This is a genomic window from Kitasatospora sp. NPDC023176, from assembly GCF_055560495.1.
Window position 1 is genome coordinate 42238 of sequence record NZ_JBVHIP010000017.1, and the last position, 26575, is coordinate 68812.

Consider the following 26575-nt stretch of genomic DNA (forward strand, 5'->3'; position numbering starts at 1 on the left):
CCCCGAAGGCGTGAACCCCGAAGGTGTGAACCCCGGAGCCACCGACGAGTTCTCCCTGCCCCGGTCGCGGGCGGCGAACGAGCGGCTGCACGCCCTGGTCCCCGGCGGCGCCCACACCTACGCCAAGGGCGACGACCAGTATCCCGAGCACCTGGCCCCGGTGATCAGCCACGGCCGCGGCGCCCACGTCTGGGACGTCGACGGCAACCGCTACGTCGAGTACGGCTCCGGCCTGCGGTCGGTCAGCCTCGGCCACGCCCACCCGCGCGTGCTCGAAGCGGTGCGGCGGGAGATCGACCGCGGCGGCAACTTCGTCCGGCCGTCCATCGTGGAGGTCGAGGCCGCGGAACGCTTCCTGGAGACGGTGCCGACCGCCGAGATGGTCAAGTTCGCGAAGAACGGCTCCGACGTCACCACCGCCGCGGTGCGACTCGCCCGCGCCGTCACCGGGCGCTCCCGGATCGCCGTCTGCGGCGACCAGCCGTTCTTCTCCGTCGACGACTGGTTCATCGGCACCACCCCGATGTCCGCCGGCATCCCGGCCGCCACCACCGAACTCACCGTGGCCTTCCCCTACGGGGACCTCGCCGCCACCGAGGAACTGCTCACCCGCCACCGGGGCGAGATCGCCGGTCTGATCCTCGAACCCGCCGGCCACCGCGAGCCGCCGCCCGGCTACCTGGCCGGCCTGCGCGAACTGGCCGACCGGCACGGCTGCCTGCTGGTCTTCGACGAGATGATCACCGGCCTCCGCTGGTCCCCGGCCGGCGCCCAGGGCCTGTACGGCGTCGTCCCCGACCTCTCCACCTTCGGCAAGGCCCTGGGCAACGGCTTCGCCGTCTCCGCGCTGGCCGGGCGCCGCGACCTGATGGAGCGGGGCGGCCTACGCCACTCCGGCGACCGGGTGTTCCTGCTCTCCACCACCCACGGTGCGGAGACCCACGCGCTGGCCGCCGCGATGGCCGTCCAGACCACCTACGTGGAGGAGGGCGTCACCGCCCGGCTGCACGCCCTCGGCGAGCGCCTGGCCGCCGGCGTCCGCGAGGCCGCCGCCGGCATGGGCGTCGGTGACCACGTGGTGGTCCGGGGCCGGGCCAGCAACCTGGTCTTCGCCACCCTGGACGCGATGCTCCAGCCGTCCCAGCAGTACCGCACCCTGTTCCTGCGCCAGCTGCTCGCCGGCGGGGTGCTGGCCCCGTCCTTCGTGGTGAGCAGCGCGCTCGACGAGGACGACATCGAGCACACCGTCGACGTGGTGGGCCGGGCCTGCGCCGTGTACCGGAAGGCCCTGGACGCGGGTGACCCCACCCCCTGGCTGGGCGGCCGACCGGTGAAGCCGGTGTTCCGGCGGCTGGCCTGACGTCTCGTCAGTTCTCCGCCCGCCGAACGTCGTCGGCCGACCGGCCCGCCAGCCGGTCGGCCGCGCGGTCGACCAGCCACCCGGTCACCGGCACCAGCGCCAGCGCGGTGCACCCGCCGGCCAGGGTGTCGGTCGGGTAGTGGGCGCCCAGGGCGACCTGCGCCCAGCCCATCGCGGCCCCGGCCACCACCGCCACAACCAGCACCGGCACGGCGCGGGGGCCGCTCACGAGCAGCGCCACCACGAGGGCGAGGGCGGTCAGGAAGGCGGTGTGCCCGCTCGGGTAGGAGAGGTTCTCGGCGCCGTGGATGGTGCGCCCCACCACGTGCTTGAGCAGCGTCGCCACCACCACCGGCAGGCCGACGCCGACGGCGGCGAACACCGCCTCACGCGGCCGCCGGAACAGCAGGCAGCACGCCACGGTGGCCATCACCAGGGACCCGGCGCCCACCGGCTCCCCCAGCGAGTCCAGCGCCCGGGCGGCGTACCGCCACGGCGGCTCCACCCCGTACAGCGCGTCCTGGATCGGCGCGTCCACCCCGCTGGGCCCGCCGTCCCCGGCGTACCGCACCCCGAGCACGACCACTACCAGCGCCGCGAGAGCCGAGGCCAGTCCGAGCCACCCCCGCAGCACCACCAGCGCCGGTTCCGGACGGCCCCGGCCGGCCTCGACCCGGGCCGTCCCGGCCCCGGTTCCCGTTCCGCTCCGCCCGGCCGATCCCACGCGAGCCCCCCATCATGTCCACATAGCCTGCCGTGTGAGCTGATTGACGGATCGTCATGGCACTGTGCTCGTCAGCTGCTGGGCCGCGCCCCCCGGAAGCAGCCTCCAGGGTACGGGCGCACGCCAACCGCCGAACGGGAGAAGCCGAAACCCGCGCCCCCGGCGGCGCTCGCGCGTCCTACGCCCCCAGCGCCCCGCTCGCGCGGAGGGCGGCGATGCGTTCGTCGGGGTAGCCGAGGGTGCGCAGGGCGGCGTCGGTGTGGGCGCCGAGGGCGGGGACGGGGCCCAATCCCGTCCGGCACGACAACCGGACGGGATATCACGACAGGGCGAACGTCGCCTGATGCGGCACTGGACTCGCCGTCGCCGAGCTGGCGGTCCGTCAGAAGAGGAAGTGCCTGACAGGCCGGTCGTATACGGGCCAGGATGAGCCCATCGGTTGTGCAACCACGCGGAACCAGAGTCCCAGGGAGCAACGTGCAGCCTCTAGAGTTCATCGGGATCATCTCCAACACGCCAGAGGTCGACTCGCCGACGATTTGGCGCGACCCGGAGAACGGTGACCTGCTCATCCAGTCCTACAAGGCCGGCGATGAGGACTTGAGTCGCTGCAAGGAGGTTGGTTCGGTCCCCGGTCACTCGACTGACGTGCCTGGCCACGAGACCGTGATCCGCCCCCCGGAAGAGATGATCAAGTTCATCGTGGACCTCGCCGCAAGGCTGGCCACTCAAGAGGACGAGTAAGGAGTAGCGTGGCCAACCCGATCGCCACGGCCATGGCAGAGGCCAAGTTCTCTGCCGTGCACCTGGAGATGCGCGACAACTACACGCCGAACGACCCTCAGTTCCAGCGCTATCGGGAGGGTCTTCGCTACAACCCGGACGACCGGCCGGAGTGGTTCCAGGGGTGGACCAACTTCGCCGGAGAGGCGATTCGCCGTGGCGTGGTCATGCGTCGCGCTCGGATCGTCTCCGAGCCGGTCACGGAGTACATCCGCTACGAGCACCACGTGACGTTCCTGAATGTGGCCATCGGCGAGCAGGTTCGCTGGCTTCCGCGTCGGCTGGCGGCAGACATTGCCCTGCCCGGAACTGACCTGTGGATGTTTGATGACTCCAAGATCATGTTCACCTTCTTCTCGGGGGACGGGGATGTGGTGGACCGTGAGTGGACCACCGAACCTGCCGTCGTTCAGCTCGTGAAGAACGCCTTCGAGACCGTTTGGCATAGGGCGACTCCGCACGAGGGCTATGTGCTCAAGTAACCGAACGAGATGCGTACTTCTCGCTCGTCGAGCGTTCAGCAGGCCCGGAAGGCTCTAGCCGAGCGGCTTAAGGAGATCCGTAAGGACTCCGGACTCACCGGGCCTGCTCTCGCGCTCGCCTGCGGTTGGAGCAAGTCGAAGTGCTCCCGCATCGAGAACGCGATCACCGCACCGTCCGAACATGACATCAGGGATTGGTGCCGGGCCTGCGGAGCGCACGACCAGGCCGCGGACCTGGTGGCTTCCCTCCGCTCGGTAGAGACCATGTTCACCGAGTGGCGACGCATGGAGCAAAACGGGCTCAAGCGCGCCCAAGAGATGGTCCTGCCGTTGTACGAGCGAACCACGCGGTTCCGGGCGTACACACCTGGCATCCTGCACGGGCTCCTCCAAACCCGGGACTACACCCGCTCGGTGCTCCAAGCCACCCAACGTCGTCGGGTTGCCGTGGACGACGTGGAAGAGGCCGTGCAGGTGCGTATGGAGCGACAGGAGATCCTGAGAGACCACGGGAAGACCTTCGCCTTCATCATCGAGGAGGCATGCCTGCATCACGGTCTTGGCGGCACGGAGGTAGCCGCCGGCCAGCTTGCCCACCTGATCGCTGTCGCGTCCCTGGCGAACGTGAGCCTGGGAATCGTTCCGAGGGGCTATCTGCGCCACTCGATGCACGTCGAAGCGTTCTCGCTCTACGACTCGTCACAGGCCAACGTCGAACTCGTCTCCGGATACCTCCAGATCACGCAGACCTCCGAAGTGGCCATGTACGTCAGCCGGTTCGGGGAACTGTCCGCAGATGCCGTACGCGGTGCCGCCGCTCGCGCCCTGATCACAGAGGCGATTGACTCTCTCGGGTGACTGCTGTGCAACTGCGTGCAACTGTCTGGAGAGCGTCGGACTGAAACTCCTACGGTCTATCACGCACCCCACCGCCACGGCGAAGGAGGACAGACCGATGGCGAGACGCAACCCCAAGCGTGAGTACCGCGAGGTCGTGATCGGCCCCGCGAAGCACGAGCTGAACCAGGCCTCGGACGGCCGGAGTCCGCTGGCCGACTACCGGGCAGCCAATCCTGCCGGCCGCGCCCCGTCGGTGGGCACTCTGCTCCAGATCGACGCCGTGCGCTCCACCTGCCCCTGCCGGGACTGCACGACCCGCAGATCGGCCGCGTGACCTCGTGCAGGGGTCCACCCGCCAGCGGATGGAGCCGCCCCCACTCTGCCCGGCCTGCTATATCGAGACGGCGTACGACTCTCAGCCGTCCGCCGACGACACCTGGGGCTGCGGCATCTACCAGGGCACCTGCCACCCGATCGGTGACGACTGCATTTCCCGCGCCTGCAGGCCCTATCGTCGCGCCGCGCTGCGGGCCGCGCTCGGCCAGCGGTCGGCATAGGAACGCCATGGACGATCAGGACGAGTACCGCGACGCGGCCGATCAAGCCGCACGCGGAGTCCCGCCCCCGGTACCGGTCACCGTCGCCTACACATTCTCGCTGTTCGCGCTGATAGCGCTGGCAACCGCACTCATCGTCTCCGGCCGCTTCTAGTCGGCCCCGCGCCTTCGGGCGCCCACGAGCCCCCGGCCCCTCGGAAAGGGTCTTCCGTCGGGCCGGGTCGCACCACCCCGCAAGGCTGCTCGCCCACCCCGGGCGCGCAGACGCCAACCCGATTGGAGAGCACATGAGCACCACGACCATCAAGGCCGGTGACCCGGAGGTCACCAACCTGACCCGCCTGCTGGACCACTCGGTCCCGGACGGGGACTTCGTCCCGGCCGTCGCCAACCTCACCCGCCGCCTGGACCACAAGGTCCCGGACGGCGACTTCGCCCCGGTGGGCACCGAGGTCTGACCGCACCCAACTGACGCCGGTTAGTTGACGGCACGGGCGGGTCGGCTCGGGCCACCTCCCAGCCGACCCGCCCCCCGTGCGCGCACACCACACTCAAGGAGAGTTCGCATTGAAGACCGCCATCGCCACCCGTGTTCCCGTCGGCTCCTTTTTCGACCTCGACCGCAAGGACCCGGACCTGACCCGGCTGCGGGAGCAGGGCGCCGAACCGGCTCTCCCGTTCGCCCTGATGGAGCGCCTGGTGAAGACCGGCGTCCCGTACGCGGAGCACGCCCGCTCCCTGCGCAGCGAGACCGTCACCGTGGCAGGGATGACGTTCGACTGGTACGAGGCCGAGCTGCCCGGGGAGATCGCCGACGAGATCAACCTGACGGACTACGAGATCGTCTCTCACACCGACGAGCGCCGCACGGCGCTCACACAGGCTCTTGACCGCCTGTCGCTGGTCCACCCTGAGGGGTTCGCCTGCGTGCGCGAGTTCGTCCGTGGGCTCCTGTGGGTGGGGCTCAAGCCCGGTGTCCGAGTCTCCTCGCTGACCAGCTCCAGCGACCCCGCGCTCCCGTACGTCATCGTGTTCTCTGACAAGGCGTCGCGCCACATCCCGCCGAACACCGTCAGCGAACAGCCCTCCCACCTGTACCTGGCGGAGAACCTGCTGCACGAGGGCACCCACCAGTCGATCAGCTTCCACGTCCTCCAGGACCAGGTCTTCGCCGACGGCTACTCCTCCCGGACCTCCCCAAAGATCGAGATCAACTGGCGAGCCGGACAGGGCGAGGACCGCAACCGGTTCTGGGAGATCGACCGGGCCTTCCACGCTACCGCCGTGTACAACCAGCTGCTCCGGTTCCGCCAGACCGAACTGCGCCGCGACGACCTCACGCCCGCCGAGCGCGCGAGCTTCCAGAGCGCCTACGACGAGGGCCTGCCGGCCGTGCGCTACCTCATGCGCGAACTCGAACTCCGCACCGAGCACTTCACCGCGCACGGGCGGGAGCTGCTGGCCGACCTGCGCGGCCAGACCGACCACCTGTAGTGCCACGCTGAGCACACCCGAACGACGGAGGTCACGTGCTGGATCACCTCATCACCCACGACGACAGCCTGCGGATGGTCCCCACCGACCGGGAGGAGCTGATCGCCGCAGTCGCCCGGCTCCACGAGGAACTGCGGGCCCTGCCCCACGGAAACGACCCCGCTCGTGCCCGGCTCCTGACCAGATGGATTGGCATCGGCCAGCTGTCCCTGGGCAACCACGACGAGGCCCGCGCATTCCTGCGGCAGTCGCTCGACCTGGCCGCGGGCCTCGGCGACTCGCGGGCGGTCGTCGCCACCGGCCTCAATCTCGCCGACGCACACCGCTACTCCGGCGACACGCAGACTGCGGACGCGCTCTACCGAAGCGCGCTGAACACCGCGCGCCACCAACACCCGGAACTCGTGGACTTCGCCCTCCAGCACACCGGCAAACACCTCATGGAGTGCGGCGACCTTGTGGGCGCCCTGGGTTACCTGCAGGAGGCGATGCGGCTGCGGATCGCCAAGAGGGACGCCGGGCTGGTCGAGTCCACGCAGGCTGCAATCTTCCAGGTCGAGCTTCTGATCAGCCAGGCCGGGGCAACGGCGGCACCCCGGGAGGTGACGAGCGAATGGAGCAGCAGGTGGACCTCGTGGCTCCAGGCCCGCAGCTCGGCCGGGGTGCCGGCTCGGTGGGCGGAGGACTTCCCAGCCCTGCGGGACGCTGCACGGGCGCTCGCCGCGTGTCAACGAGTGCACCCGCGCCACCTGCGCCACCAGCGTGATCAGTTGCTCCCCGCCGAGCTGATCGACGCCATGGCGGAGGAAGCTGAGAAGGTCATCGCGGCCAACGGGTACCTCCACAACGGCAATTGGAACGCGGCCGTCGGCGACGCCGCGACCCGCTTCGCCGGGCTGGTCGATCTCGCTGCGGTCGTAGCGCGGTCCACAGGCCTGGAAGTCGAGCAGCCCCACGCCGCCGTCTACATCGCCTACACGGAAGGGCAGTTCCTCGACTTCCACGTGGATGATCTGGGCTTCGGCGAGGCCAACATGATCCTCTGCCTCCGGCACGAGCGCCCCGCCGGAGCCGCCCGCGTAAGCACCACCGCCTTCATCAGCGGTGACGGCTACCTCGAATGCGCGCTCGCCCCGGGTGACTGCGTCGTCTTCGACGGTGCCCTCACCCCGCACGGCCGTACGCCGCTCAGCACCGGGGAGAGCGTCACCCTCATCAGCTTCGGGTTCCGCGCCCGCGACCAGGCTTTGCGCACCGTCACGAACCTCCCGCTGGTCCCGGCCGTAGCGACGTCCGCATGATCGACCGCCTCTGACCATCTCGCACCCCGCCGCTTTCAACCCCAGCGGCGGGCCCGTCCCCGTTCCGTGACGGCCCCCGCTGTCACAGAACGGGGGCCGTCGGGCGCTCCAAATGTCGTGTACCAGGACACCTTCGCCTATTTCTCCAGGTCAAGGCAGAGGTGTGAGGGTGCATCCTCATCCCCGGAGCCGTAGCCGGAGAGGTCGACGGTGACCAACCGGGGGTGCCGGGCGCGCAGTCCGGCGGCGCCGAAGCCGAGGCGGGCGGCCGCGCCGGGGGCCAGGTTCTGCAGGAAGACGTCGGCGCCGGCCACCAGGTCGGTCAGCACGGCGCGGCCCCCGGGCGTCTTGAGGTCGAGGACGACGGACTCCTTGCCGCGGTTGAGCCAGACGGAGTGGCTGGCCAGCCCGTTGACGCTGTGGTCGTAGCCGCGTGCGAAGTCGCCGCCGTCCGGCCGCTCGATCTTCACCACCCGGGCGCCCAGGTCGGCCAGGTGCCTGGAGGCCAGTGGCGCGGCCACCGCCTGTTCCAGCGCGATCACCGTGGTACCCGTCAGCGGCAGCGACATCCGGACTCCCTCCCTGGTGGACGCCCGGGGCCTACCCGCCCCCGACGGCGTTCAGTCGGCCCCCGGCCGCTCGGCCCGCCGGGACGGCGCAGGCCGCCGGCCGGCTCCCTGCCGGCCCTCGCCGTAGCCAGGCCCGGTGCCCGCCGTCCCACGCGGGGGCGGCGGGCACCGTCCCCGGGACGGTCAGGACGGGCGGGTCCGGGCCCAGTCGTAGAGGCGGTGGGCGCTGTCGCCGAAGCGGGTGGCGTAGAGCGTGCCGGGCTGCCCGCCCGCGAGGTCGTCGGTGGTGGTGGTGACGCCGACGACGGTGCCGGTGCCGGTGCGGGTGTCGAACTGCGCGAAGTGGGGGCCGCCGCTCGCGCCGTGGGACATGTCGCAGGTCTCGCCCCACAGTTGGGGGGACTTGGGGGCGGGCCGGGCCGGTCCGGCGCAGTGGATCATGCGTGAACCGGCGTACTTGGCAGCGGGGTTGTTGAGCCGGTCCTTCGGATACCCGAAGGTGTGGTCGAACTCGTCCCCGGTCGGCCTGCCGAACGAGATCCGCTGGCTCCCGGTGACGTCCGCGATCCGGCGCCCGTCGGCCGAGGGGTTCGCGACCAGGACGGCCGTGTCGTAGCCGGCGAGGGCGACGTCCGCCGAGGTGGTGCCGCTGGGGGCGGTGTCCCAACGGGAGGAGGTGGCCATGGTCTTGACGCTGAAGCCGCCGAGCGGCTTCGTCCCGTTGCGGTAGCCGGGAACGAAGTAGAGGTTGTGGTTCCAGGTGCCGTCGGCGGTGGGCGCCCCGACGGCCCGCAGGCAGTGCGCCGCGGTGACGAGGGTGCTGCGGTTGGCGCTGTTGACGACGGTCGCGGTGCAACTGCCGTCGTACCCGTCGGAGAAGGTGAAGAAGAGCCGGCCGACGCTCCGCTCCACCGCGCCGCCGTGGGTCCAGACGGCCCCCGGGTCCGGCGTGTTCGGCGCGAGCGGGTGCGGGTCCTCGGGGGTGTCGTCGTCCGCGGGCAGCGGCGTGACCTCCGGGACCAGGGCGCCCGCCAGCTTCATCCGGGCGGCCGTCCAGTAGGCGTCGATCTGCTCGCGCTCCTGCGCGGTCGTGGCGCCGGAGTGCGAGGTGACGGACTCCGGTTCGGCGGCGACCGCCGCGGTGGGCAGCACCGCCACCGCCGCCGTGGCGCTCAGCAGAAGGGCTCCGGCGGCGGAGCGGAGGCGGGGGAGTGCACGGGGTGTGGCAGACATGGTCGCCCATCTCGGTCGGGTGCGGTTCGTTCGGTCGGGCGGCCGCGGTCCGTCCGACCCGTCGGGATCTCCGGCACTGTACGAACGGAATGTCAGGCCGATGTATGGAGAGCGTTTCGCTCGCCCATCGGTACCGTCAGGTTCCGGTAACGGCGTCTCGTCCTCGCCACCCGGCAGGGGCTCCGCCCCGGCTCCTGTGTCACAGGCCTGTCGGTTGTCAGCCAGGACGTGCACAATCGGCCCCATGACCACAGCCGCGGGCGCGCCGCCCACGCACCGGACGTCTGCCGACCTCGCCCTGGGCTTTCTGACCGGCGGTGTGATCGGTGCGTCGCCGGCCGCCTTCATCGGCGGGTGCGCCGTCGGGCGGGCGCCGCTGATCGTCCTGGGGCTCGCCCTGCCGACGGCCTACGGGCTGGTCCTCCTCCTCGCCACCCGGCCGCGCCGGGCCCGCGAGGCGGCCGTGGTGCCGCGGACGGCGCTCGGGCTGATCGAGGGCCTGGAGGCCGTCGGGAGCGAGGGCAGCGATGTGCCGGTGCGGTTCGAGCTGACCGTCGCCCCGGACGGCGAGCCCGCGTTCCGCGTCGAGATCCGGCAGGACGTCAACCTGGTCGAGCTGTCGGACTTCCGGCCGCGCGGGGTCGTGGTGGTGGAGTACCCGCCGGACCGGCCGTGGAAGGGGCGGATCGTGCGGCGGCCGACGCCGGAGTGGGAGGAGCGGGCGGCCGGGGCGTGCCTGGACTCAGCGCCCGGCCCCGCGATGAAGAGCGAGAGCCCGAAGGGCTGCGCCGGCGGTCTGCTCACCCTGCTCGGCCTGCTGCTCGGCGCGACCGCCGTGCTGGTGCCGTTCCGCGCCGACCTGTTCGACTCCCGGGACGGTGGCTCCCGCGAGGGCGGCGGCGCCCCCGGGGCGTCCGTCACCTCCTCCACCACCTCGTTCTCGTCGGTGACCAGCGTGACCTCGGCGACCGGCACCGTCACCCTCGGTCCGGGCCGCTCGATGCTCGACCAGGGCGAACTGCGCCGGGCCGTCAAGTCGTTGACCCAGGACGCGGATCAGCGCCAGGCACTGTCCGTCCTCGTGCAGGACCACCAGCTGACGGTCGTGTTCCGCCCCGCCGGGGTGCCGGGCCCCGGGTTCGACCCGCGTTCCCTGCCCTACGATCGCGTCCCCGCCCTGGTCGAACAGGCCGGGGCCGGCCTGGGCGGCGGCTCCCCGCGGAGCTGGCAGCTCACCGCCGACGGCGTCGTCGGCCCGCTCACCCTGAGGGTCGTGGTGACCGGCGACGGGGGCAACGCAACCCTGGAGGCCGACGGGCGGGGCGACGTGCTGCGGCGCAGCGGCGGCTGACCGGAACGGGAGGAGGACGGCAATGGGGTGGGACGGGTTCCTGGCGCTGTGGTGCGCGGTGTGGGGTGTGGTGGCGCTGGCCGGGTTCGGCAGGTCGCTGGCCGGGGTGACCAGGGCGCAGCGGACGGTCCGGCTCACGGGCCGGATCGTCCGGGTGGGGGAGCCCCGGCACGGCGGCTCCCGGCAGGGCGGGATAGCGGTGGTGGTCGTCTACCGTGACCCGGCCTCCGGGCAGGACGTCACCGTGACCAACGACGGTGAGCGCGGCGAGATGATCACCGCGGCGTGGGTGGGGCGGGAGATCGGGGTCAGCCACCCGCGGGGCAGGCCGCACGCCTACCGGTTCGCCAACCTCCCCGAGGAGCCGAGCCGTGGACTGGGCCGGCCGGCCTTCGCGCTCTTCCTGGTGTATGCCGGGCTGGTGGTCCTCGCCGCGCTCCACTGGGGGTGGCCGTGGACGCTGATCGGCTTCGGTGGCCCGTGGGCCCTCCTCGGGATGGTCCACCTGCCGGGGGCGGTCCGTGACAAGAACGCCCGGCTGGGCAGGCTGGCCGCGATGGACTCGGTGGAGGGGCGGGTGGTCGCGGTCCTGAAGGACGTCAGCGTCGACCAGGACGACGGCCACACCTCGACCACCATCACCCCGGTCCTTTCGTTCACCACCCGCGCGGGCACGGTCGTCACGGCCCACTGCACCGAGCACCTCGCCGATCCGGCCGGCGCGTACGGCCGTGAACTGACGGTCCATCACACGCCCGACGATCCTGCCGAGTTCACCCTCGACCGGGCGGCGGAGCGGCGTTCGGAGGAGCGGGGCCTGCTGTTCCACGTGCTGCTGACCGTCGTGCTCGCGGCGACGGCCGTGGCGGGAGCGGTGCCGCTCTGAGGGGGCCGGGCGGAACCCCGACGCATCCTCAGTGCACGTTGGTTCGTTAGGGTTCGAACATGAATCGCACGACCGTACCGCCGCCGACGTCGGCTGGCTGATGCTCAAGCTGGCCTTCGCCGAGCTCGGCCTCGCCCGGGTGTGGAGCATGACGTCCATGGAGAACGCCGAGGCGGTCCGGGCCGTCACCCGCTTCGGCTTCACCCCCACCGGCGAGATCGAGCGCTACTTCCCCGAGGCCGACACCACCATGCGGCTGGTGACCATGGAGATCCTCGCGGACACCTGGCGCGCGATGCCCGTCCCGGCCGGCCGCGGCTGACCGGGACGCCGTCGAGGCCGAGGGGGTGGTGCCGGCTCACCCGGCACCACCCCCTCGGTGGTCGGTCCCGCCCGCGGCGCACCGGGCGCGAGCCCAGCCGGCGTGCAGCCGCTGGGCGGCGGCGGTGGGGTCGAGCGGTGGCCCCGGCGGGGCCAGGGCGGGAGCCCGCTGCTACCGCAGCTCCGTGACGGCCGCGCGGAGTTCGTCGAACGCGGCCCGCGTATGGTCGGCCAGCTCTCCGGGGTCCTCGTCGCGGGCCGGGTCGGTCCACCGGGTGTATCCGAGCCTGAACGCGAGCATGCCGAGTTCGGCCGCCACCTGGGCCGCGGCTTCCGTGACGCCCCGTCGCTTCAGTGCGTCGACCATGACCGCGGCCATGCCGACGCACTTCAGCGCCTCGCGGCTGCGCAACTCCTCGTTCGCCTCGACCGCCGCGCGCAGCAGCGGGCCGAGCGAGCGGTTGAACGCCGTCATCTCGCCCGAGGCGCGCTCCAGGCCGGCCGCGACGGCCGTCATCGGTGTCGCGTCCGGGGGAGCGGCGTCGATGCCCTCGGCCAGCAGCCGGCTCAGGGCGTTCTGGCCCGCGGTGAGGATCTCGCGCTTGTCCGAGAAGTGGCGGAAGAACGTGCTCCGGGTGAGTTCGGCACGCTCGGCGATCTGGGCGACCGTCGTCTCGTCGTAGCCCTGCTCGGCGAACAGGCCGAGCGCGGCCACGACCAGGCGCTGTCGGGCATCAGGCTTCCATCTCGGCATACGACCATCCTAAGCGATGCGACATGTGTCGCATCACCGGCTACAGTGATGGGACAGCAGTCGCATCACTCCTTGGAGGTCGTCATGCGCGTCTTCATCACCGGCGGTACGGGTCTGATCGGCTCGGCCGTCGTCGCCGAACTGCTCTCCGCCGGCCACTCGGTCACCGCCCTCACCCGTTCCGACGCCTCCGCGGCGCGCGCCGAGGCCGCCGGCGCCGCCGTGCTCCGCGGCGGGCTCGCCGACCTCGCGGTGCTGCGCGCCGGCGCGCAGCAGGCGGAGGGCGTCATCCACCTCGCCTTCAGCAACGACTTCAGCTCACCCGAGGCGCTGGCCCACGGCATCGCGGAGGAAGGCGCCGCGCTCGCCGCCCTGGGCGACGCCCTCGTGGGCACCGACAAGCCGCTCGTCACCGCGTCCGGCACCCCCTACGTGGCGGGTCGCGTTGCCACCGAGGACGACCCGCTGCCGACCGACGGGCCCGTCGCCGGACGCAGCCGCTCCGTGACCCGCGCACTCGACCTCGCCTCCCGGGGCGTGCGCAGCTCGGCGGTACGGCTGCCGCGCACCGTCCACAACGAGGGCCAGGGCGGGTTCGCCGGACTGCTCGCCGACATCGCCCGCCGCACCGGCGTCGCGGGCTACCCCGGAGACGGCGCGCAGCGCTGGCCGGCCGTCCACGCGCGGGACGCCGCCGTGCTGTTCCGGCTCGCCCTGGAGAAGGCACCGGCCGGAAGCGCCTGGCATGCCGTCGCCGACGAGGGCGACCCGGTGCGCGACATCGCCGCGGTGATCGGCCGACGCTTGGGCCTGCCCGTCGAGTCGGTGCCACAGGAGAACTTCGGTTCCCTCGGCCCGATCTTCGCGGCCGACCAGCCCGCGTCCGGTGCCCGCGCCCGCGCCGCGCTCGGCTGGCAGCCGACCCACCCGAGCCTGCTGGACGACCTGGAGAAGATCGAAGCCTGAGCCCGGTCCCGGTCCCGGTGCCAGCGGCTCGCCGCACCCGCACCCGCAGGCGCCGGCGGGTGCGGCGAGCCGCCGGCGCCCGCGCCTGGCCGGGGCCCGACGGCTGGGCCCGCGCCGGGAGTTGACTTCGGACCCGGCCGGACCCGGCCGGACCCGGCCGGACCCGGCCGAGCGTAGGCGGAGAGTCGGCAGAGGGTCGGCGGCATTGAGGGGGAGGCGGGACGGGGTGGTGGGTAGGGCGAACCGTCCGCTGGATCCCGGCCGGGTCGGGGCGCCCTCCGTGAGTGGTCCAGACCTAAATGGTCCAGACCTATTGACCGACTCGGCCCGCCCTCCTACGATCCCGTCCGGCACAGCCCCACATGTCCCCACCTCACCCACGGCCGGGCGTCTCGCCCCCACGCGTCGGTCATGTCCATGGCGCCCGGCGGGAAGGGAGCACAGCATGTTCCGTCGGAGGTCGCGAGCCCCACGCCCGTCGGGCGGTTTCCGCCCCGCCCCGGAACCCGGCCGCCACCACGGCGACCAGGCCGGGAACGAGCCGCCCCGGGCCGGCCTGGAGCGCGCGTCGCGGGTACGCCCGAGCGGCAGCGCCCAGCACCGCCCGACCGTCCTGATCCGCTCCCTCGCCGTGGTCGGCGCCGCCGCCGTCATCGGCGCCGGCCTCGCGGTGACCGGCACCGTCACGGCCGGGGCCGCCACCCCCAACCTGGTCGCCAACCCCGGCTTCGAGAGCGGGCTCGCCGGCTGGACCTGCTCCGGCGGCACCGGCGCCGTCGTCGGCAGCCCGGTGCACTCCGGCGCCGCCGCCCTCCAGGCCACCCCGACCGGCCAGGACACCGCCCAGTGCAGCCAGACCGTCAGCGTGCAGCCCAACTCCCCGTACACGCTGAGCGCCTACGTCCAGGGCAGCTACGTCTACCTGGGCGCCACCGGCACCGGCGGCGGCAGCGACCCGTCCACCTGGACGGCCGGCAACGCCTCCTACGGTCAGCTCAGCGTCGGCTTCACCACCGGGCCGAACACCACCTCGGTGACGGTCTACCTGCACGGCTGGTACGGGCAGCCCGCGTACGACGCGGACGACGTCTCGCTCACCGGCCCCGGCGGCGGCAGCCCCACGCCGCCCACCACCCCGCCGACCACGCCTCCCACGACGCCGCCCACCACCCCTCCCACCACCCCTCCCACGACGCCGCCCACCACACCCCCGCCCGGTGACACCTGCCCGACCAAGCCCCGGCCGTCCGGCAAGGTCCTCCAGGGCTACTGGGAGAACTGGGACGGCGCCTCGAACGGCGTGCACCCCGGCCTGGGCTGGGTGCCCATCACGGACAGCCGGATCGCCGCCCACGGCTACAACGTCATCAACGCCGCCTTCCCGGTGATCCTCTCCGACGGCACCGTCCTGTGGCAGGACGGCATGGACACCAACGTCAAGGTCTCCACCCCCGCCGAGATGTGCCAGGCCAAGGCCGCCGGCGCGACGATCCTGATGTCGATCGGCGGCGCCGCGGCCGGCATCGACCTCAGCTCCAGCACCGTCGCCGACCGCTTCGTGGCGACCGTCGTCCCGATCCTCAAGAAGTACAACTTCGACGGGATCGACATCGACATCGAGACCGGCCTCTCCGGCGGCGGCGACATCAGGACGCCGTCCGCCTCCCAGGCCAACCTGATGCGCATCATCGACGGCGTGCTGGCCCAGATGCCCGCGGGCTTCGGCCTGACCATGGCCCCCGAGACCGCGTACGTCACCGGCGGCAGTGTCACCTACGGCTCCATCTGGGGCGCCTACCTGCCGATCATCAAGAAGTACGCCGACAACGGCCAGCTGTGGTGGCTGAACATGCAGTACTACAACGGCAGCATGTACGGCTGCTCCGGCGACTCCTACCAGGCCGGCACCGTGCAGGGCTTCACCGTCCAGACCACCTGCCTGAACAACGGTCTGACCATCCAGGGCACCACCGTCAAGGTCCCCTACGACAAGCAGGTGCCCGGCCTGCCGGCCCAGCCCGGCGCGGGCGGTGGGTACCTGGACCCGGGCTCGGTCGGCCAGGCCTGGAGCGCCTTCGGCGGCGCACTGAAGGGGTTGATGACCTGGTCGCTCAACTGGGACGGCTCCAAGGGCTGGACCTTCGGGGACAACGTCAAGTCCCTGCAGAGCCGTTGACGGCCCACCGCCGACCACCCGCCGACCACCTGCCGACCATCCGCCGACCGTGCGCCGACCACCTGCCGGTCACCCGCTGACGGCCCGCGCCCCGGTGTCTCGTTTCGAGCCCGGGGCGCGGGCCGTCCGGCGTCCACCCCGGCCGTCGGTGCCGGTGCGGTGACGAAAGCCGCGGCAGAGCAATGGCCGACGGAACCCCGGCGACCGTCGGCAGCCCGAGCGGAGCCGAGGTTGGCGCCGGCGTCAAGGGTTCGTCAGGGCGGGCGCGGGCGCTTGCCCCGGGCATTCCAGGGGGCTTTGATGGAGGGCATGCACCGCTCGACACGCCACCACGACCGCCCGCCGCATAGCCGGCCGCGGTTCGTCGTCGCTGTCGCGGTCGCCACCGCCGTCCGGTAGGCCCCAGCTCCTTCCCGCTGGCCACCGGCCGCGCGCACGGGCGGGCTCCGTTCGCCGTGCCCGTGTCGTTCGACGCCGCCCGTCCCCCGCCCCGTTCGGCTCCGGGGGCCGGGGCGGGCGAGCGTCACCCCGCACCACACTCCTCTCGCACCGGCGGCCCCGGGGCGGGCGGCTTCGTGCCGCCCCTTCCCGCACCCCGCCGTTGCCTTCCACCCTTGGATGGGTCATGTCCGACGCTGTTCTGCCTGCCCGCACCGCCCTCGTCACCGGCGCCTCCTCCGGCATCGGCTGGGAGACCGCCCGGCTGCTCTCCGGGCTCGGCGCGACCGTCCTGGTGCACGCCAGGACCACCGACGAGGCGGCGGGCGCCGTGGAGCGCCTGGTCGCCGCGGGCGCCCGACGGGACCAACTGGTCGAGCTGGCCGCCGACTTCACCAGGCTGTCGGAGGTCGCGGTGCTGGCCGGCACGGTCGTCAAGCACTACCCGGCGCTGGACCTGCTGGTGAACAACGCCGCCGTGATGGCGCCCGAGCGCTGCACCCTCACCGACGACGGCAACGAGATCTCGCTGCAGGTCAACTTCCTTGCCGCGCACCTGCTGTCCAAGCTGCTGCGGGCCCCGCTCGCGGCGGCCGGCGACGCCCGGATCGTCAACGTGTCCTCCTCCCTGCACCGCACCGCGTCGATGAACTGGTCGGACCCGCACCGGGTCAAGAAGTACTCGCGGGTCGCTGCCTACGCGCAGTCGCAGCTCGCGCTCACCATGGCGACCGCCGAGATGGCCCCGGCCGGCTCCGGCATCACCGCCGTCAGCCTCAACCCGGGCCTGTGCGACACCGCGCTGCTCCCGCTCTACGGGCGGGTCGGCGCGCCGGCGGCGGAGGGCGCGGCCGCCGTGGTCCGGCTCTGCCTGCCGGACGTCGAGGTCGCCAACGGTGCCTACTACGACGGCGGTGTGACCGCGCCCACCGCGCAGGCCGCCCAGGAGGAGCGCTCGCAGAAGCGCCTGGCCAAGCTCGCCGACCAGCTGGTCGGCCGGGCCGCCTGAACCCCACCCACCCGACGACCACGAGGAACAGCACGATGTCCAAGCGCGCCCGCAAGAAGAAGGCCCGGCGGAAGAAGAAGGCCAACCACGGCCGCAAGGCCTGCCAGTGACCCCGTAGACCCACCCGGCGCCGCGTGCCACCGGCGCCGGGTGCCCACCCCCCTTCGCGAGCGTCGGCCGTCGGCCCGTGGCGAAGGGGGTCCGTCGTGAAGGGGGCCCGTGGCGAGAGGGGTTCGCGCGTCGGGCCGTCAGGGCTTGCCGGCCAGTCCGCAGGAGATCAGCCGCTCCCACACCGTCAGGTCGCCCTCGTCCGTGGGCACTTCGGCGGCCGTGGGGTCCGGGCGCCACAACCGGCAGGGGACCAGGCCCGGTGGGAGCAGGTCGAGGTCGCCGAACAGGGCGAGGATCTCCTCATCGGTGCGCCAGCGGCCGCGGCCGAAGCTGTCCTGGAGCTTCTGCTCCACGAGCCGGGTCTCCTCGTTGGCGCCGGAGCGGAAGTGGGAGACGTAGACCAGGCTGCCCGAGGGCACCTCCGCCGCCCACCAGCGCACCAGGTCGGCGGGCCGCTCGGAGTCGTTGAGGTGGTGCAGGACGGCGCTGAAGACGACGCCCACCGGCTGGTCGAAGTCGATCAGGCGCTGGACGTCCGGGTGGTCGCGGACCGACTCCGGTTCGCGCAGCTCGGCCTGGACCAGGATGGTGCGGTCGTCGGCGGCCAGCAGGGCCCGGCCGTGGTCGAGTACGGTCGGATCGTCGTCGACGTAGGCGACGCGCGCGGCGGGGTGGTGCCGCTGGGCGACCTGGTGCACGTTGTCGGCGGTCGGCAGTCCGCTGCCCATGTCGATGAACTGGCGGACGCCGTCGTCGGCCATCGCGCCCACGGCGCGCACCAGGGCCTGGCGGTTGGCGTAGGCCATCGCCACCGAGCCGGGCAGGTCCCGGAGGAAGTAGTCCCCGATCTCCCGGTCGACGGGAAAGTTGTCCGTGCCACCGAGGAGGTAGTCGTAGACCCGGGCGATGCTCGGCTTCGACTCGTCGATCCCGCTGCTCTGATCGGTCATGGCGAACCAACCCCGTCTCTGGCGTCCGTTGTGGCCCCGATCGTAGGAGAACGACCGGGGCCCGGGTGCCGACCGACCGGTGATGTCGCGGGATTCGCCGTGACGTGGTAACGGCCCGGGCCCGCCGGCGGCCGTCGGGAGCCGTCAGCCGGACGGTGTCGTGGCGGAGAAGGGGGTGCCGGACGGGGCGGGTGTGCGGGGGGTGGCGGGGAGGACGCCGAGTTGCTGCAGGACGGAGGTGCGGTCGTACGCGTCCACCGTCCGGGCGATCCGCCCGTCCTCGGCGAATTCGAGCAGGCTCATCAGGTAGAGCGAGAACCGCTGTCCACGGCTGGACTCCGGGAGGCAGAGGAACGGCTCCCTGACGGTGGCGCTGTACCGGACGTGGGCCACCGCGTGGGACGGGCCGACCAGCACGCCCAGGCTGACGGAACGGATGTCGGAGAAGAGCTCGCCGGCCCGGCTGAAGTACGCGTGCATCTCCTGGTGGCCCCGGTAGGTGTGGTCGAAGGCCTTGTCCTCGATCACGGAGTCCTCCGTGTAGTACTCCATGGCGTCGGCGGGGGCCGTGGGCGATTCCCACATGGTCACCCAGCGTTCGACGAACGCCTTCCGCTCGCTCTCGTCGAAGTCCGGCATGAGGATCAGTCCTTTCCGCGGCTGACGCCGTCAGTGGTGGCGGCCGTGCGAGGGGCGGCGCCGGGTGACCAGTGCCGGAGGACGGAGGCGATGACCCCCGGCCGGGCCAGTTCCGCCGGGGAGCCGGTCAGGCTGACGGCGTTCCAGACGGCGGTGGCGACCCGGGCGTCGTCGGCCGCGGCGCGCATGGTGGCCTGGAAGGCGTGCGCCAGCAGGCGGGCGAGGGCGGGGTGGGTGCCCGGGACTTGCGGCATGGACCGGTCGGCCATGGTGGAGAACAGCCACGGCAGCCGCACGGCCCGTGCGGCTTCCCGGTAGAAGCGCCGGGGAAGGCCGTCCAGGCCGTCGTCGAGACACCTCTGGAGCGCCTTCGCCTCCAGGGCGGCGACCGTCATCCCGGCCCCGTAGATCGGGTTGAGGCTGCACACCGCGTCCCCGGTGGAGATCAGTCCGTCCGGAATCCGGCGCAGCCGGTGGAAGTGCCGGCGGAGGGAGGCCGGGTAGCCGAAGGACGAGATCCCGGTGAGCGGTTCGGCGCTCCGGAGCGCGTTCCAGGTGTCGGCGGCGAGCAGGTCCTCGGCGAAGTCGAGGAACCGCTCCGGCGAACCCGGCGGGTGGTCGTCCCTGCCGAATCCGTAGAGGGAGAGCACCCACGCGTCGTTCTCCTGCTGGGTGAGGACCGCGCCGCGGGGGCGGGCCTGGGTCGCTCCGATCAGCACGCCCTTGGCCGGCCCCAGCGCGCCCGGGGCCACCCGGTAGCGGCGGCTGGCGTAGGCGACGTCGACGCGCAGACGGGCCGCGGAAGGCTCCTGGTAGCCCAGGGACTTGAGCCAGGTGGCGCCCCGGCCCGCGCGGCCCATCGCGTCCACGACGAGGTCCGCGTCGACGGCCTCGAAGGAGTCGGGCTGCCCCGGGCGGGCCAGCCGGACCCCGCTCACCCCGCCGGGGCCGGTGGCGATCGGCGCGGTGGCCTCCAGCCCCGACCGCAGGCGGACGCCGGGCAGCGCGCGGACCCGCTCGCGCAGCCGGTCCTCCAGGAAGGGCCGGCTCACCTGGAGCACCCGACCGAGCGGTACCTGCCGCAGGCGCGAACCGAAGAACACGATGTCGAGCTCGTCCAACGCCCCGGCCAGCGTGCCGCCCCCGGCCGCCAGCTCATCGGTGAACCCCGGGAAGAACTCCTCCAGGACCTGCGCGCCACCGGGCGTCAGCGAGTGCACGTGCGCCCCCTGCGGAACTCCGCGTCGGACGCCGGAGGTCTCCGGGAGGGTGTCCCGCTCGACGACGGTGACGTGTTCGAAGAACCCGGAGAGCGCCCGGGCGGCGCACAGGCCGCTGATACCGGCACCGAGCACGAGCGCGTGGCCCGTTCCGCCGCGATGACGGCTTCTTCCCTCGCGGCTACGGCTTCGCGCTGGATTCACGGTCGGCTCCGATCGCTTGCTGCCTGCCGTCGAGCGGGCGCCCTCACCCTCCCACCGGGCTTCCGGCCCACACCAGACAGCGGTCACCCGTTCGGGTGACACCGGCGGACCGGGGTCACCCGGACGGCCGTCAGTCGTGCCGCGGGACGGCCGGTTGGCGCTCCGGGTAGGCGGCGAGCAGGGCCAGCCAGAGCTGGAAGCGGTCCTGCAGGGACTGCAGCGACCGGCCGGTGAGGCGCTCGATCTGGTCCAGCCGGTAGCGGACGGTGTTGCGGTGGACGTACAGCCGGTCGGCGACGGCCTGGACCGAGCAGTCCGCGGCCAGGTAGGCGTGCAGGGTCGCGACGAGGTCGGCGCGGTTGGCCTGGTCGAACCGGGTGAGCGGGCGCAGCACCTCGGCGGCCAGCTCCTTCAGCGGGAGGTCCGGGGTGGACAGCAGCAGGCGCGGCAGGTTGAGCGGGTCGCCGCCGTGCACCCCGGGGCCCTTGGTGAGGGCGGCCTGGGCTTCGAACCAGCTCCAGCGCAGCCCGTCGACGCCCCGGTAACAGCCGCCGATGCCGACCGAGGCGCGGGCGTCCAGACCGGACAGCGCGGCGCCGAACCGCCGGGCCGGCTCCTCCACCGGGGTGGCCGCCGGGAGCACCGCCACCAGGTACCGGTTGACGACGGCGGTGAGCACGGGCTCGGGGGAGTTTGGGCGGCCCGCGGACTGCCAGTCCAGCCGGGCGAACCGCCGTTCCGCCTCCTGGCGGCCGCTTCCGGACCGCTCCCCGGACCGCTCGTCCTCCGGCGCCAGCCGGCCCAGGACCACCCGGTGGGCGCCCTGGGGGTCCAGCCCGAACACGGCGAGCCTGCGCTCGGCGGCCGCCGGCGCGATCACGTCCCGCACGACGTCCTCGACGACCTGGCCGACCAGCTCCCGCCGCCCCGCCAGGTAGGCCTGACGACGGGCCAGCTCCAGCCCGACCAGCCGGACCGCGTACGGGAGCACGTCCGCGGCCGGCCCGGCCGAGCGCAGACACAGGAACGCCGTGACCACCCCGTCGACCCGCACCGGCAGCCGCAGCGCCCCGGCCCCGCCGGGCCCGCTCCCGGGCGCGGGCCCGGGTGGCCCGAGCAGCGCCCCGGCCCGCTCGGGGCTGGCGGCGAGGACCACCCCGTGGCGGTCCACCACCGCGACCTCGCAGCCGCAGGCCCGCCGCAGCACCCGGAGCAGGGCGGTCAGGCCCTCGCCGCTCAACAGGGCCTGGACCAGCAGGTCGTGCTGGTCGACCAGGCGCCGCTGCGCGCTGTGGTCCTCGGCCGTGATCCGCTCGGCGACCAGCCGGTTCACCGCGATGAACGGCGTCTCGTACGGGACCTCCAGCACCGCCAGGCCCAGCCGTTCGGCCTCCGCCACCGTCGCCCGCGGGACGCTGGGGTGGCTCAGCCCGGTGCCGAAGCCGATCCCCGAGACGCCGGCCGCCGCCACCCGCTGGACGAAGGCGGTCTGCGTGGCGGCGGTGCGCTGCCGCAGGCCGGTGGTGAGGAGCAGCTCGCCACCCGTCACCCACTCCGAGGGGTCGGCGAGTTCCGTCACCGCGACCCAGCGCACGACCCGTTCGACCCCGGCCGTGCCGGTGCACAGTCGCAGGCCGAGGCCCTCTTCCTGAAGCAGATCGCGCAGTGTCACCGGCATGCGCCGGACTGTAGCGCCGCACAACTCGGCGGCGGAAGACCGTGCGGGCGTCCATAGCCGGATGGGGTGATCTCTTCCTAGGGTTCCCAGCGAACCGGACGGGGCGACTCGCCCTGACCGTCCTCCTGTCACATCACCCGGAAGGGCCAGCGGAGTTGAGCAGCTATGACCGTCCACCCCGCGCGGATCCGGCCCCCGGCGCGGTCCGGCTCGAAGGGCTGGCCAAGACCTTCGACGGCGGCCGGGTCCGCGCGGTCGACGGCGTGGACCTGGAGATCGGCGAGGGCGAGTTCTTCGCGATGCTCGGCCCGTCCGGCTCCGGCAAGACCACGGTGCTGCGCATGATCGCGGGCTTCGAGGCGCCGACCGCCGGGAGGGTCCTGCTGGGCGGCGCCGACGTCACCGGCCTGCCGCCGTTCGACCGGGACGTCAACACGGTGTTCCAGGACTACGCGCTGTTCCCGCACATGACGGTCGAGCGGAACGTCGGCTACGGCCTGATGGTCCGCCGGGTGCCCAGGGCCGAACGGGCGGAGCGGGTGCGCGCGGCGCTGGCGATGGTCCGGCTGGACGGCTTCGAAGGGCGGCGCCCGGCCCAGCTGTCCGGCGGCCAGCGCCAGCGGGTGGCCCTGGCCCGGGCGCTGGTGAACCGCCCCAGGGTGCTGCTGCTCGACGAACCCCTCGGCGCGCTCGACCTGAAGCTGCGGCACGAGATGCAGGCGGAACTCAAGCGGATCCAGCGCGAGGTCGGGATCACCTTCGTGCTCGTCACCCACGACCAGGACGAGGCCCTGACGATGAGCGACCGGGTGGCGGTGTTCAACGCGGGGCGGATCGAGCAACTCGGCTCGCCCGCCGAGGTGTACGAGCACCCGGCCACCGCCTTCGTCGCCGGTTTCGTCGGCACCTCCAACCTGCTGGACGGCGCGGCCGCCGAGCAGGTGGTGGGCGAGGCCGGGCTGTTCAGCGTCCGGCCGGAGAAGATCCGGATAGCGCACCCGGACGACCCCGCCGGGCCCGACGAACTGTCGGCCACCGGCCGGGTGGCCGAGGTCGTCTACGCGGGCGGCCACACCCGGTTCCTGGTGGACCTGGAGGCCGGCGGGCGGCTGACCGCCGTCCGGCAGAACCTCGACGAGGGCTCGGCCGACGTCCTGCGCCACCGCGGCACCGACGTCGTCCTGGCCTGGCAGCGCAAGCACACCGTCCGCGTCGGCTCCTGACCGCCCCTCGACCCCTCTCCCCGAAGATCGGAACACCTCGCATGCGCCTCCCCCAGATCGCCCGCACCGCGGCCGCCGCCACCGCCGCCGTCCTGCTCGTCGCAGGGTGCGGCAGCGGCGGCACGTCCGGGAGCACGACCGGCTCGCACGGCCTGAACCCGCCGAAGCTGCCGATGCTCCAGTCGCTGGGCGCCGGCGAGGGCCAGGTCAACCTGGTCGCCTGGGCCGGCTACGCCGAGGACGGCTCGGACGACAAGACCGTCGACTGGGTCCACCCCTTCGAGCAGCAGACCGGCTGCAAGGTCAACGCGAAGATCGCCGGCACCTCGGACGAGATGGTCTCGCTGATGAAGACCGGCCAGTACGACGCCGTCTCGGCCTCCGGCGACGCGACGCTGCGGCTGATCGCGGCCGGTGACGTCGCCCCGGTCAACACCGCGCTGGTGCAGAACTACGCGGACGTCTTCGACGGCCTGAAGAACCAGCCCTGGAACTCGGTGAACGGTCAGATGTACGGCATCCCGCACGGCCGCGGCGCCAACCTGCTGATGTACCGCACCGACAAGGTCACCCCGGCGCCGGACTCCTGGAGCGTGGTCTTCGACGGCGCCTCGCAGTACTCCGGCCACGTCACCGCCTACGACTCGCCGATCTACCTCGCCGACGCCGCGCTGTACCTGATGAAGACCAAGCCCGACCTGGGCATCAAGAACCCCTACGCCCTGGACGAGACCCAACTCAAGGCGGCCGTCGACCTGTTGAAGACCCAGCACAAGGCGATCGGCGAGTACTGGAGCGACTTCCAGAAGGCGGAGAACTCCTTCAAGACCGGGGACACCGTGGTCGGCACCAGCTGGCAGGTGATCGCCAACATGGCGCAGGCCGACCAGGCGCCGGTCAAGGCGGTGCTGCCGAAGGAGGGCGCCACCGGCTGGTCGGACACCTGGATGGTCTCGGCGAAGGCCGCCCACCCCAACTGCGCCTACCAGTGGATGAACTGGATCGTCTCGCCGACCGCCAACGCCCAGGTCGCCCAGTGGTTCGGTGAGGCCCCGGCCAACGCCAAGGCCTGCGACCTCACGACGGACAAGGGCTTCTGCGGCACCTTCCACGCCGCCGACGAGGCCTACTGGAAGGACGTCTACTACTGGACCACCCCGGTCAAGAGCTGCCTGGACGGCCGCACGGTGGCCTGCACCGACTACTCCGCCTGGACGTCCGCCTGGACCGAGATCAAGGGCTGATGACGACCAGCACGACCACCACGACCACCACGGCCGCCCGGCCCCGGCGGCGGGGAGGCGTACGGCGGGTGGCCGCCGTCCTGCACCGGCGGGCCGGGCTGCGGCTGGCGCTGCTGCTGTCGGCGCCGATGGCCTGGCTGGTGCTCGCCTACCTGGGCTCGCTCGCCGTCCTGCTGCTGTCGGCGTTCTGGGCGGTCGACGACTTCACCTACGACGTCGTCCGGGTCTGGAACACCGCCAACTTCCACACCGTGCTCACCGAACCGGTCTACCGGACGGTCGCCCTGCGCACGCTCGGCATCGCCGCCGCCGTCACCGTGATCGACGCCGTGGTGGCCTTCCCGATGGCCTTCTACCTGGCCCGGATCGCCCGGCCGCGCACCCGCAAGCTGCTGGTGGTCGCGGTGCTGACCCCGCTCTGGGCCAGCTACCTGGTCAAGGCCTACGCCTGGCGGGTCATCCTGAGCCAGGGCGGCGTCCTCGACTGGCTGGGCCGCCCGTTCGGGGTGTCCAGCCCGGGGTACGGCACGACGGCGGTCATCGTCGTCCTCGCCTACCTGTGGCTGCCGTACATGATCCTGCCGGTCTACGCGGGACTGGAGAACCTGCCGGCCAACCTGCTGGACGCCTCGGCCGACCTGGGCGCCTCCGCCGGGCGGACGTTCCGCTCGGTGGTCCTCCCGCAGGTCCTGCCCTCGGTGTTCGCCGGATCGGTGTTCACCTTCTCGCTGAGCCTGGGCGACTACATCACAGTGCGGATCGTCGGCGGCAAGACCCAGGTGCTGGGCACCGCGATCGCCGACAACGTGACGCTCAACCTGCCGCTGGCCGCCGCGCTGTCCTGCGTACCGGTGGTGATGATCGTCGGCTACCTGCTCGCCGTGCGCCGCACCGGCGCCCTGGACTCCCTGTAGGACCAGCTCTAGGAGGCCCCCGTGATCCTCTCCCGCCGTGCCCGGATCGCGCTGCGCGCGGCCATGGCCGCCGGCCTCGCCGTGGTGTACCTGCCGCTGCTGCTGGTCCTGCTCAACTCGCTGAACCGGGACCGCTCCTTCGCCTGGCCGCCGACCGGGCTGACCACCGAGTGGTGGGTGCGGGCCTGGCAGTCCGACGGTGCCCGCAGCGCCCTGCTCACCTCCGTGCGGGCGGGCGCCGGGGCCACCCTGGTGGCACTCGTCCTGGGCACCCTGACGGCCTTCGCCGTCCAGCGCCACCGGTTCTTCGGCCGGCAGGCGGTGTCCTTCCTGGTGATCCTGCCGATCGCGCTGCCCGGCATCGTCACCGGCATCGCGCTCAACGCCGCGTTCCGCACGGTGCTCGGCCCGGCGGGCATCGGCCTGGGGATGCTCACCGTGGTCATCGGGCACGCCACCTTCTGCATCGTGGTGGTCTTCAACAACGTGGTCGCCAGGCTGCGCAGGCTGTCCCCCTCGGCTGAGGAGGCGTCGGCGGACCTCGGCGCCCACACCTTCCAGACCTTCCGGTACGTCACCTTCCCGGCGGTGCGGTCGGCGCTGCTGGCGGGCGGGCTGCTGGCGTTCGCGCTGTCCTTCGACGAGATCGTGGTGACCACCTTCACCGCCGGGCCGGGCGTCCAGACGCTGCCGGTGTGGATCTACGCCAACCTGGCGCGGCCCAACCAGGCGCCGGTGGTCAACGTGGTGGCGGCGGTGCTGGTGCTGCTGTCGGTGGTCCCGCTGTACCTGGCCCAGCGGTTGTCCTCGGACAGTGCCGGGGGCCGGCTGTAGGGGCCGGCATCCCGAAACTGTCCGCGGCCCATGAGGGAATGTTGAAACCACGACGTTTCAAGGAATGCGGAAACAGTCTTCTGACCGGCATTCAGTGAATGCCGAGGGCTTTGAACAGGTCGTCGATCACTGCCCCCACCTGCCCGGACACCGCTCTTAATCTTTCCTTACCCTTCGCCGTTGACCTGCGTTCGTCAAACCTGCTTTCCTTCATCCCCAAGCGGATGCGCCCCACCGAGAGACCGTCAATTCCGGTTGCCCGGAAGAAAGACCGGAATCGTCGTTCGGTGGAATGCGTCGTCCGATCCTTCCCC

At 72.4% G+C, this 26575-nt stretch carries 27 protein-coding genes and 1 pseudogene; 20 read left to right on the forward strand and 8 right to left on the reverse strand.

The genetic code is table 11. The features are described 5' to 3' along the window. Nucleotides 1–10: 10 nt before the first annotated feature. Nucleotides 11–1360, forward strand: coding sequence for a glutamate-1-semialdehyde 2,1-aminomutase (locus tag ACZ3YL_RS22935; protein ID WP_465659452.1), 1350 nt, complete (start codon nucleotides 11–13; stop codon nucleotides 1358–1360). Between the two features lie 7 nt (nucleotides 1361–1367). Here ACZ3YL_RS22935 and ACZ3YL_RS22940 read toward each other — a convergent pair whose 3' ends face one another. Then, nucleotides 1368–2084: a phosphatase PAP2 family protein gene (locus ACZ3YL_RS22940; RefSeq protein ID WP_465659454.1), complete on the reverse strand. Its 717-nt coding sequence runs from the start codon at nucleotides 2082–2084 to the stop codon at nucleotides 1368–1370. 477 nt (nucleotides 2085–2561) lie between these two features. On the opposite strand from ACZ3YL_RS22940, the gene ACZ3YL_RS22945 reads away from it, so the two are divergent. The 8 genes from ACZ3YL_RS22945 to ACZ3YL_RS22980 all read left to right on the forward strand — a co-directional run bounded on the left by ACZ3YL_RS22945 (nucleotide 2562) and on the right by ACZ3YL_RS22980 (nucleotide 7541). Beyond that, nucleotides 2562–2828 carry a hypothetical protein gene (locus ACZ3YL_RS22945; protein ID WP_465659455.1) on the forward strand — a complete coding sequence of 89 codons (267 nt, stop codon included), beginning with the start codon at nucleotides 2562–2564 and terminating at the stop codon, nucleotides 2826–2828. Between the two features lie 8 nt (nucleotides 2829–2836). Further along, nucleotides 2837–3349 carry a DUF6879 family protein gene (locus tag ACZ3YL_RS22950; protein WP_317621222.1) on the forward strand — a complete coding sequence of 171 codons (513 nt, stop codon included), beginning with the start codon at nucleotides 2837–2839 and terminating at the stop codon, nucleotides 3347–3349. A 9-nt stretch (nucleotides 3350–3358) separates the two neighbouring features. Next, complete coding sequence (locus ACZ3YL_RS22955; RefSeq protein ID WP_465659457.1) at nucleotides 3359–4207, forward strand: helix-turn-helix domain-containing protein; 849 nt, start codon at nucleotides 3359–3361, stop codon at nucleotides 4205–4207. Between the two features lie 97 nt (nucleotides 4208–4304). Continuing rightward, a complete protein-coding gene (locus ACZ3YL_RS22960; RefSeq protein WP_465659459.1) occupies nucleotides 4305–4523 on the forward strand; it encodes a hypothetical protein in 219 nt (72 codons plus the stop codon). A 230-nt stretch (nucleotides 4524–4753) separates the two neighbouring features. Beyond that, nucleotides 4754–4900: a hypothetical protein gene (locus tag ACZ3YL_RS22965; RefSeq protein ID WP_188306676.1), complete on the forward strand. Its 147-nt coding sequence runs from the start codon at nucleotides 4754–4756 to the stop codon at nucleotides 4898–4900. Nucleotides 4901–5033: 133 nt separating this feature from the next. Further along, nucleotides 5034–5204, forward strand: a complete 171-nt coding sequence (locus tag ACZ3YL_RS22970; protein ID WP_465659461.1) for a hypothetical protein — start codon at nucleotides 5034–5036, stop codon at nucleotides 5202–5204. Nucleotides 5205–5313: 109 nt separating this feature from the next. After that, nucleotides 5314–6240: a hypothetical protein gene (locus ACZ3YL_RS22975; protein WP_465659463.1), complete on the forward strand. Its 927-nt coding sequence runs from the start codon at nucleotides 5314–5316 to the stop codon at nucleotides 6238–6240. 35 nt (nucleotides 6241–6275) lie between these two features. Continuing rightward, on the forward strand, nucleotides 6276–7541 hold the full coding sequence (locus tag ACZ3YL_RS22980) for a tetratricopeptide repeat protein (RefSeq protein WP_465659465.1): 1266 nt from the start codon (nucleotides 6276–6278) through the stop codon (nucleotides 7539–7541). Between the two features lie 185 nt (nucleotides 7542–7726). On the opposite strand, the pseudogene ACZ3YL_RS22985 reads toward ACZ3YL_RS22980, so the two are convergent. Both ACZ3YL_RS22985 and ACZ3YL_RS22990 read right to left on the reverse strand, forming a co-directional pair. Then, nucleotides 7727–8110 (reverse strand): annotated as a pseudogene (locus tag ACZ3YL_RS22985) (CoA transferase); the annotation flags it as partial. Between the two features lie 183 nt (nucleotides 8111–8293). Continuing rightward, entirely contained in the window at nucleotides 8294–9343 is a 1050-nt protein-coding gene (locus tag ACZ3YL_RS22990) for a trypsin-like serine peptidase (protein ID WP_465659467.1), read from the reverse strand. 244 nt (nucleotides 9344–9587) lie between these two features. On the opposite strand from ACZ3YL_RS22990, the gene ACZ3YL_RS22995 reads away from it, so the two are divergent. Genes ACZ3YL_RS22995 through ACZ3YL_RS23005 form a run of 3 tightly spaced genes read left to right on the forward strand, consistent with a single transcriptional unit; the run spans nucleotide 9588 to nucleotide 11902 of the window. Continuing rightward, a complete protein-coding gene (locus ACZ3YL_RS22995) occupies nucleotides 9588–10694 on the forward strand; it encodes a hypothetical protein (RefSeq protein WP_465659469.1) in 1107 nt (368 codons plus the stop codon). Between the two features lie 22 nt (nucleotides 10695–10716). After that, nucleotides 10717–11580 (forward strand): DUF3592 domain-containing protein, encoded by an 864-nt coding sequence (locus ACZ3YL_RS23000; RefSeq protein ID WP_465659470.1) that lies wholly within the window; start codon nucleotides 10717–10719, stop codon nucleotides 11578–11580. Between the two features lie 31 nt (nucleotides 11581–11611). After that, nucleotides 11612–11902 (forward strand): GNAT family N-acetyltransferase, encoded by a 291-nt coding sequence (locus ACZ3YL_RS23005; RefSeq protein ID WP_465659472.1) that lies wholly within the window; start codon nucleotides 11612–11614, stop codon nucleotides 11900–11902. A gap of 171 nt (nucleotides 11903–12073) precedes the next feature. On the opposite strand, the gene ACZ3YL_RS23010 is transcribed toward ACZ3YL_RS23005, so the two are convergent. Then, nucleotides 12074–12655, reverse strand: a complete 582-nt coding sequence (locus ACZ3YL_RS23010; protein ID WP_188306667.1) for a TetR/AcrR family transcriptional regulator — start codon at nucleotides 12653–12655, stop codon at nucleotides 12074–12076. Between the two features lie 84 nt (nucleotides 12656–12739). On the opposite strand from ACZ3YL_RS23010, the gene ACZ3YL_RS23015 reads away from it, so the two are divergent. The 4 genes from ACZ3YL_RS23015 (at nucleotide 12740) to ACZ3YL_RS23030 (ending at nucleotide 17354) form a co-directional block, all read left to right on the forward strand. Next, nucleotides 12740–13621 (forward strand): SDR family oxidoreductase, encoded by an 882-nt coding sequence (locus tag ACZ3YL_RS23015; protein ID WP_465659474.1) that lies wholly within the window; start codon nucleotides 12740–12742, stop codon nucleotides 13619–13621. Between the two features lie 445 nt (nucleotides 13622–14066). Continuing rightward, complete coding sequence (locus ACZ3YL_RS23020) at nucleotides 14067–15797, forward strand: carbohydrate binding domain-containing protein (protein ID WP_465659476.1); 1731 nt, start codon at nucleotides 14067–14069, stop codon at nucleotides 15795–15797. Nucleotides 15798–16422: 625 nt separating this feature from the next. Continuing rightward, the gene (locus tag ACZ3YL_RS23025) at nucleotides 16423–17244 is read left to right on the forward strand and encodes an SDR family NAD(P)-dependent oxidoreductase (RefSeq protein ID WP_465659478.1); all 822 of its coding nucleotides are present in this window, start codon (nucleotides 16423–16425) and stop codon (nucleotides 17242–17244) included. A 35-nt stretch (nucleotides 17245–17279) separates the two neighbouring features. Further along, nucleotides 17280–17354, forward strand: coding sequence for a 50S ribosomal protein bL37 (locus tag ACZ3YL_RS23030; protein WP_465655890.1), 75 nt, complete (start codon nucleotides 17280–17282; stop codon nucleotides 17352–17354). A 138-nt stretch (nucleotides 17355–17492) separates the two neighbouring features. Here ACZ3YL_RS23030 and ACZ3YL_RS23035 read toward each other — a convergent pair whose 3' ends face one another. The 4 genes from ACZ3YL_RS23035 to ACZ3YL_RS23050 all read right to left on the reverse strand — a co-directional run bounded on the left by ACZ3YL_RS23035 (nucleotide 17493) and on the right by ACZ3YL_RS23050 (nucleotide 22046). After that, nucleotides 17493–18305 (reverse strand): SAM-dependent methyltransferase, encoded by an 813-nt coding sequence (locus tag ACZ3YL_RS23035; RefSeq protein WP_465659479.1) that lies wholly within the window; start codon nucleotides 18303–18305, stop codon nucleotides 17493–17495. 144 nt (nucleotides 18306–18449) lie between these two features. Next, a complete protein-coding gene (locus ACZ3YL_RS23040; RefSeq protein ID WP_465659481.1) occupies nucleotides 18450–18944 on the reverse strand; it encodes a nuclear transport factor 2 family protein in 495 nt (164 codons plus the stop codon). Nucleotides 18945–18949: 5 nt separating this feature from the next. Continuing rightward, nucleotides 18950–20299 carry an NAD(P)/FAD-dependent oxidoreductase gene (locus ACZ3YL_RS23045; protein ID WP_188306662.1) on the reverse strand — a complete coding sequence of 450 codons (1350 nt, stop codon included), beginning with the start codon at nucleotides 20297–20299 and terminating at the stop codon, nucleotides 18950–18952. 199 nt (nucleotides 20300–20498) lie between these two features. Beyond that, nucleotides 20499–22046 (reverse strand): PucR family transcriptional regulator, encoded by a 1548-nt coding sequence (locus ACZ3YL_RS23050; RefSeq protein WP_465659482.1) that lies wholly within the window; start codon nucleotides 22044–22046, stop codon nucleotides 20499–20501. Nucleotides 22047–22201: 155 nt separating this feature from the next. Between ACZ3YL_RS23050 and ACZ3YL_RS23055 the strand changes: the two genes are divergently transcribed. From ACZ3YL_RS23055 to ACZ3YL_RS23070, 4 genes are read left to right on the forward strand one after another with little or no spacing between them, the layout of a single operon-like run. Then, on the forward strand, nucleotides 22202–23269 hold the full coding sequence (locus tag ACZ3YL_RS23055) for an ABC transporter ATP-binding protein (RefSeq protein ID WP_465659484.1): 1068 nt from the start codon (nucleotides 22202–22204) through the stop codon (nucleotides 23267–23269). A gap of 41 nt (nucleotides 23270–23310) precedes the next feature. Next, complete coding sequence (locus ACZ3YL_RS23060; RefSeq protein ID WP_465659486.1) at nucleotides 23311–24513, forward strand: ABC transporter substrate-binding protein; 1203 nt, start codon at nucleotides 23311–23313, stop codon at nucleotides 24511–24513. Next, entirely contained in the window at nucleotides 24513–25427 is a 915-nt protein-coding gene (locus tag ACZ3YL_RS23065) for an ABC transporter permease (RefSeq protein ID WP_465659488.1), read from the forward strand. The genes ACZ3YL_RS23060 and ACZ3YL_RS23065 overlap by 1 nt, the downstream gene beginning before the upstream one ends. A gap of 21 nt (nucleotides 25428–25448) precedes the next feature. Then, nucleotides 25449–26261 carry an ABC transporter permease gene (locus tag ACZ3YL_RS23070; RefSeq protein WP_465659490.1) on the forward strand — a complete coding sequence of 271 codons (813 nt, stop codon included), beginning with the start codon at nucleotides 25449–25451 and terminating at the stop codon, nucleotides 26259–26261. Nucleotides 26262–26575 lie beyond the last annotated feature (314 nt).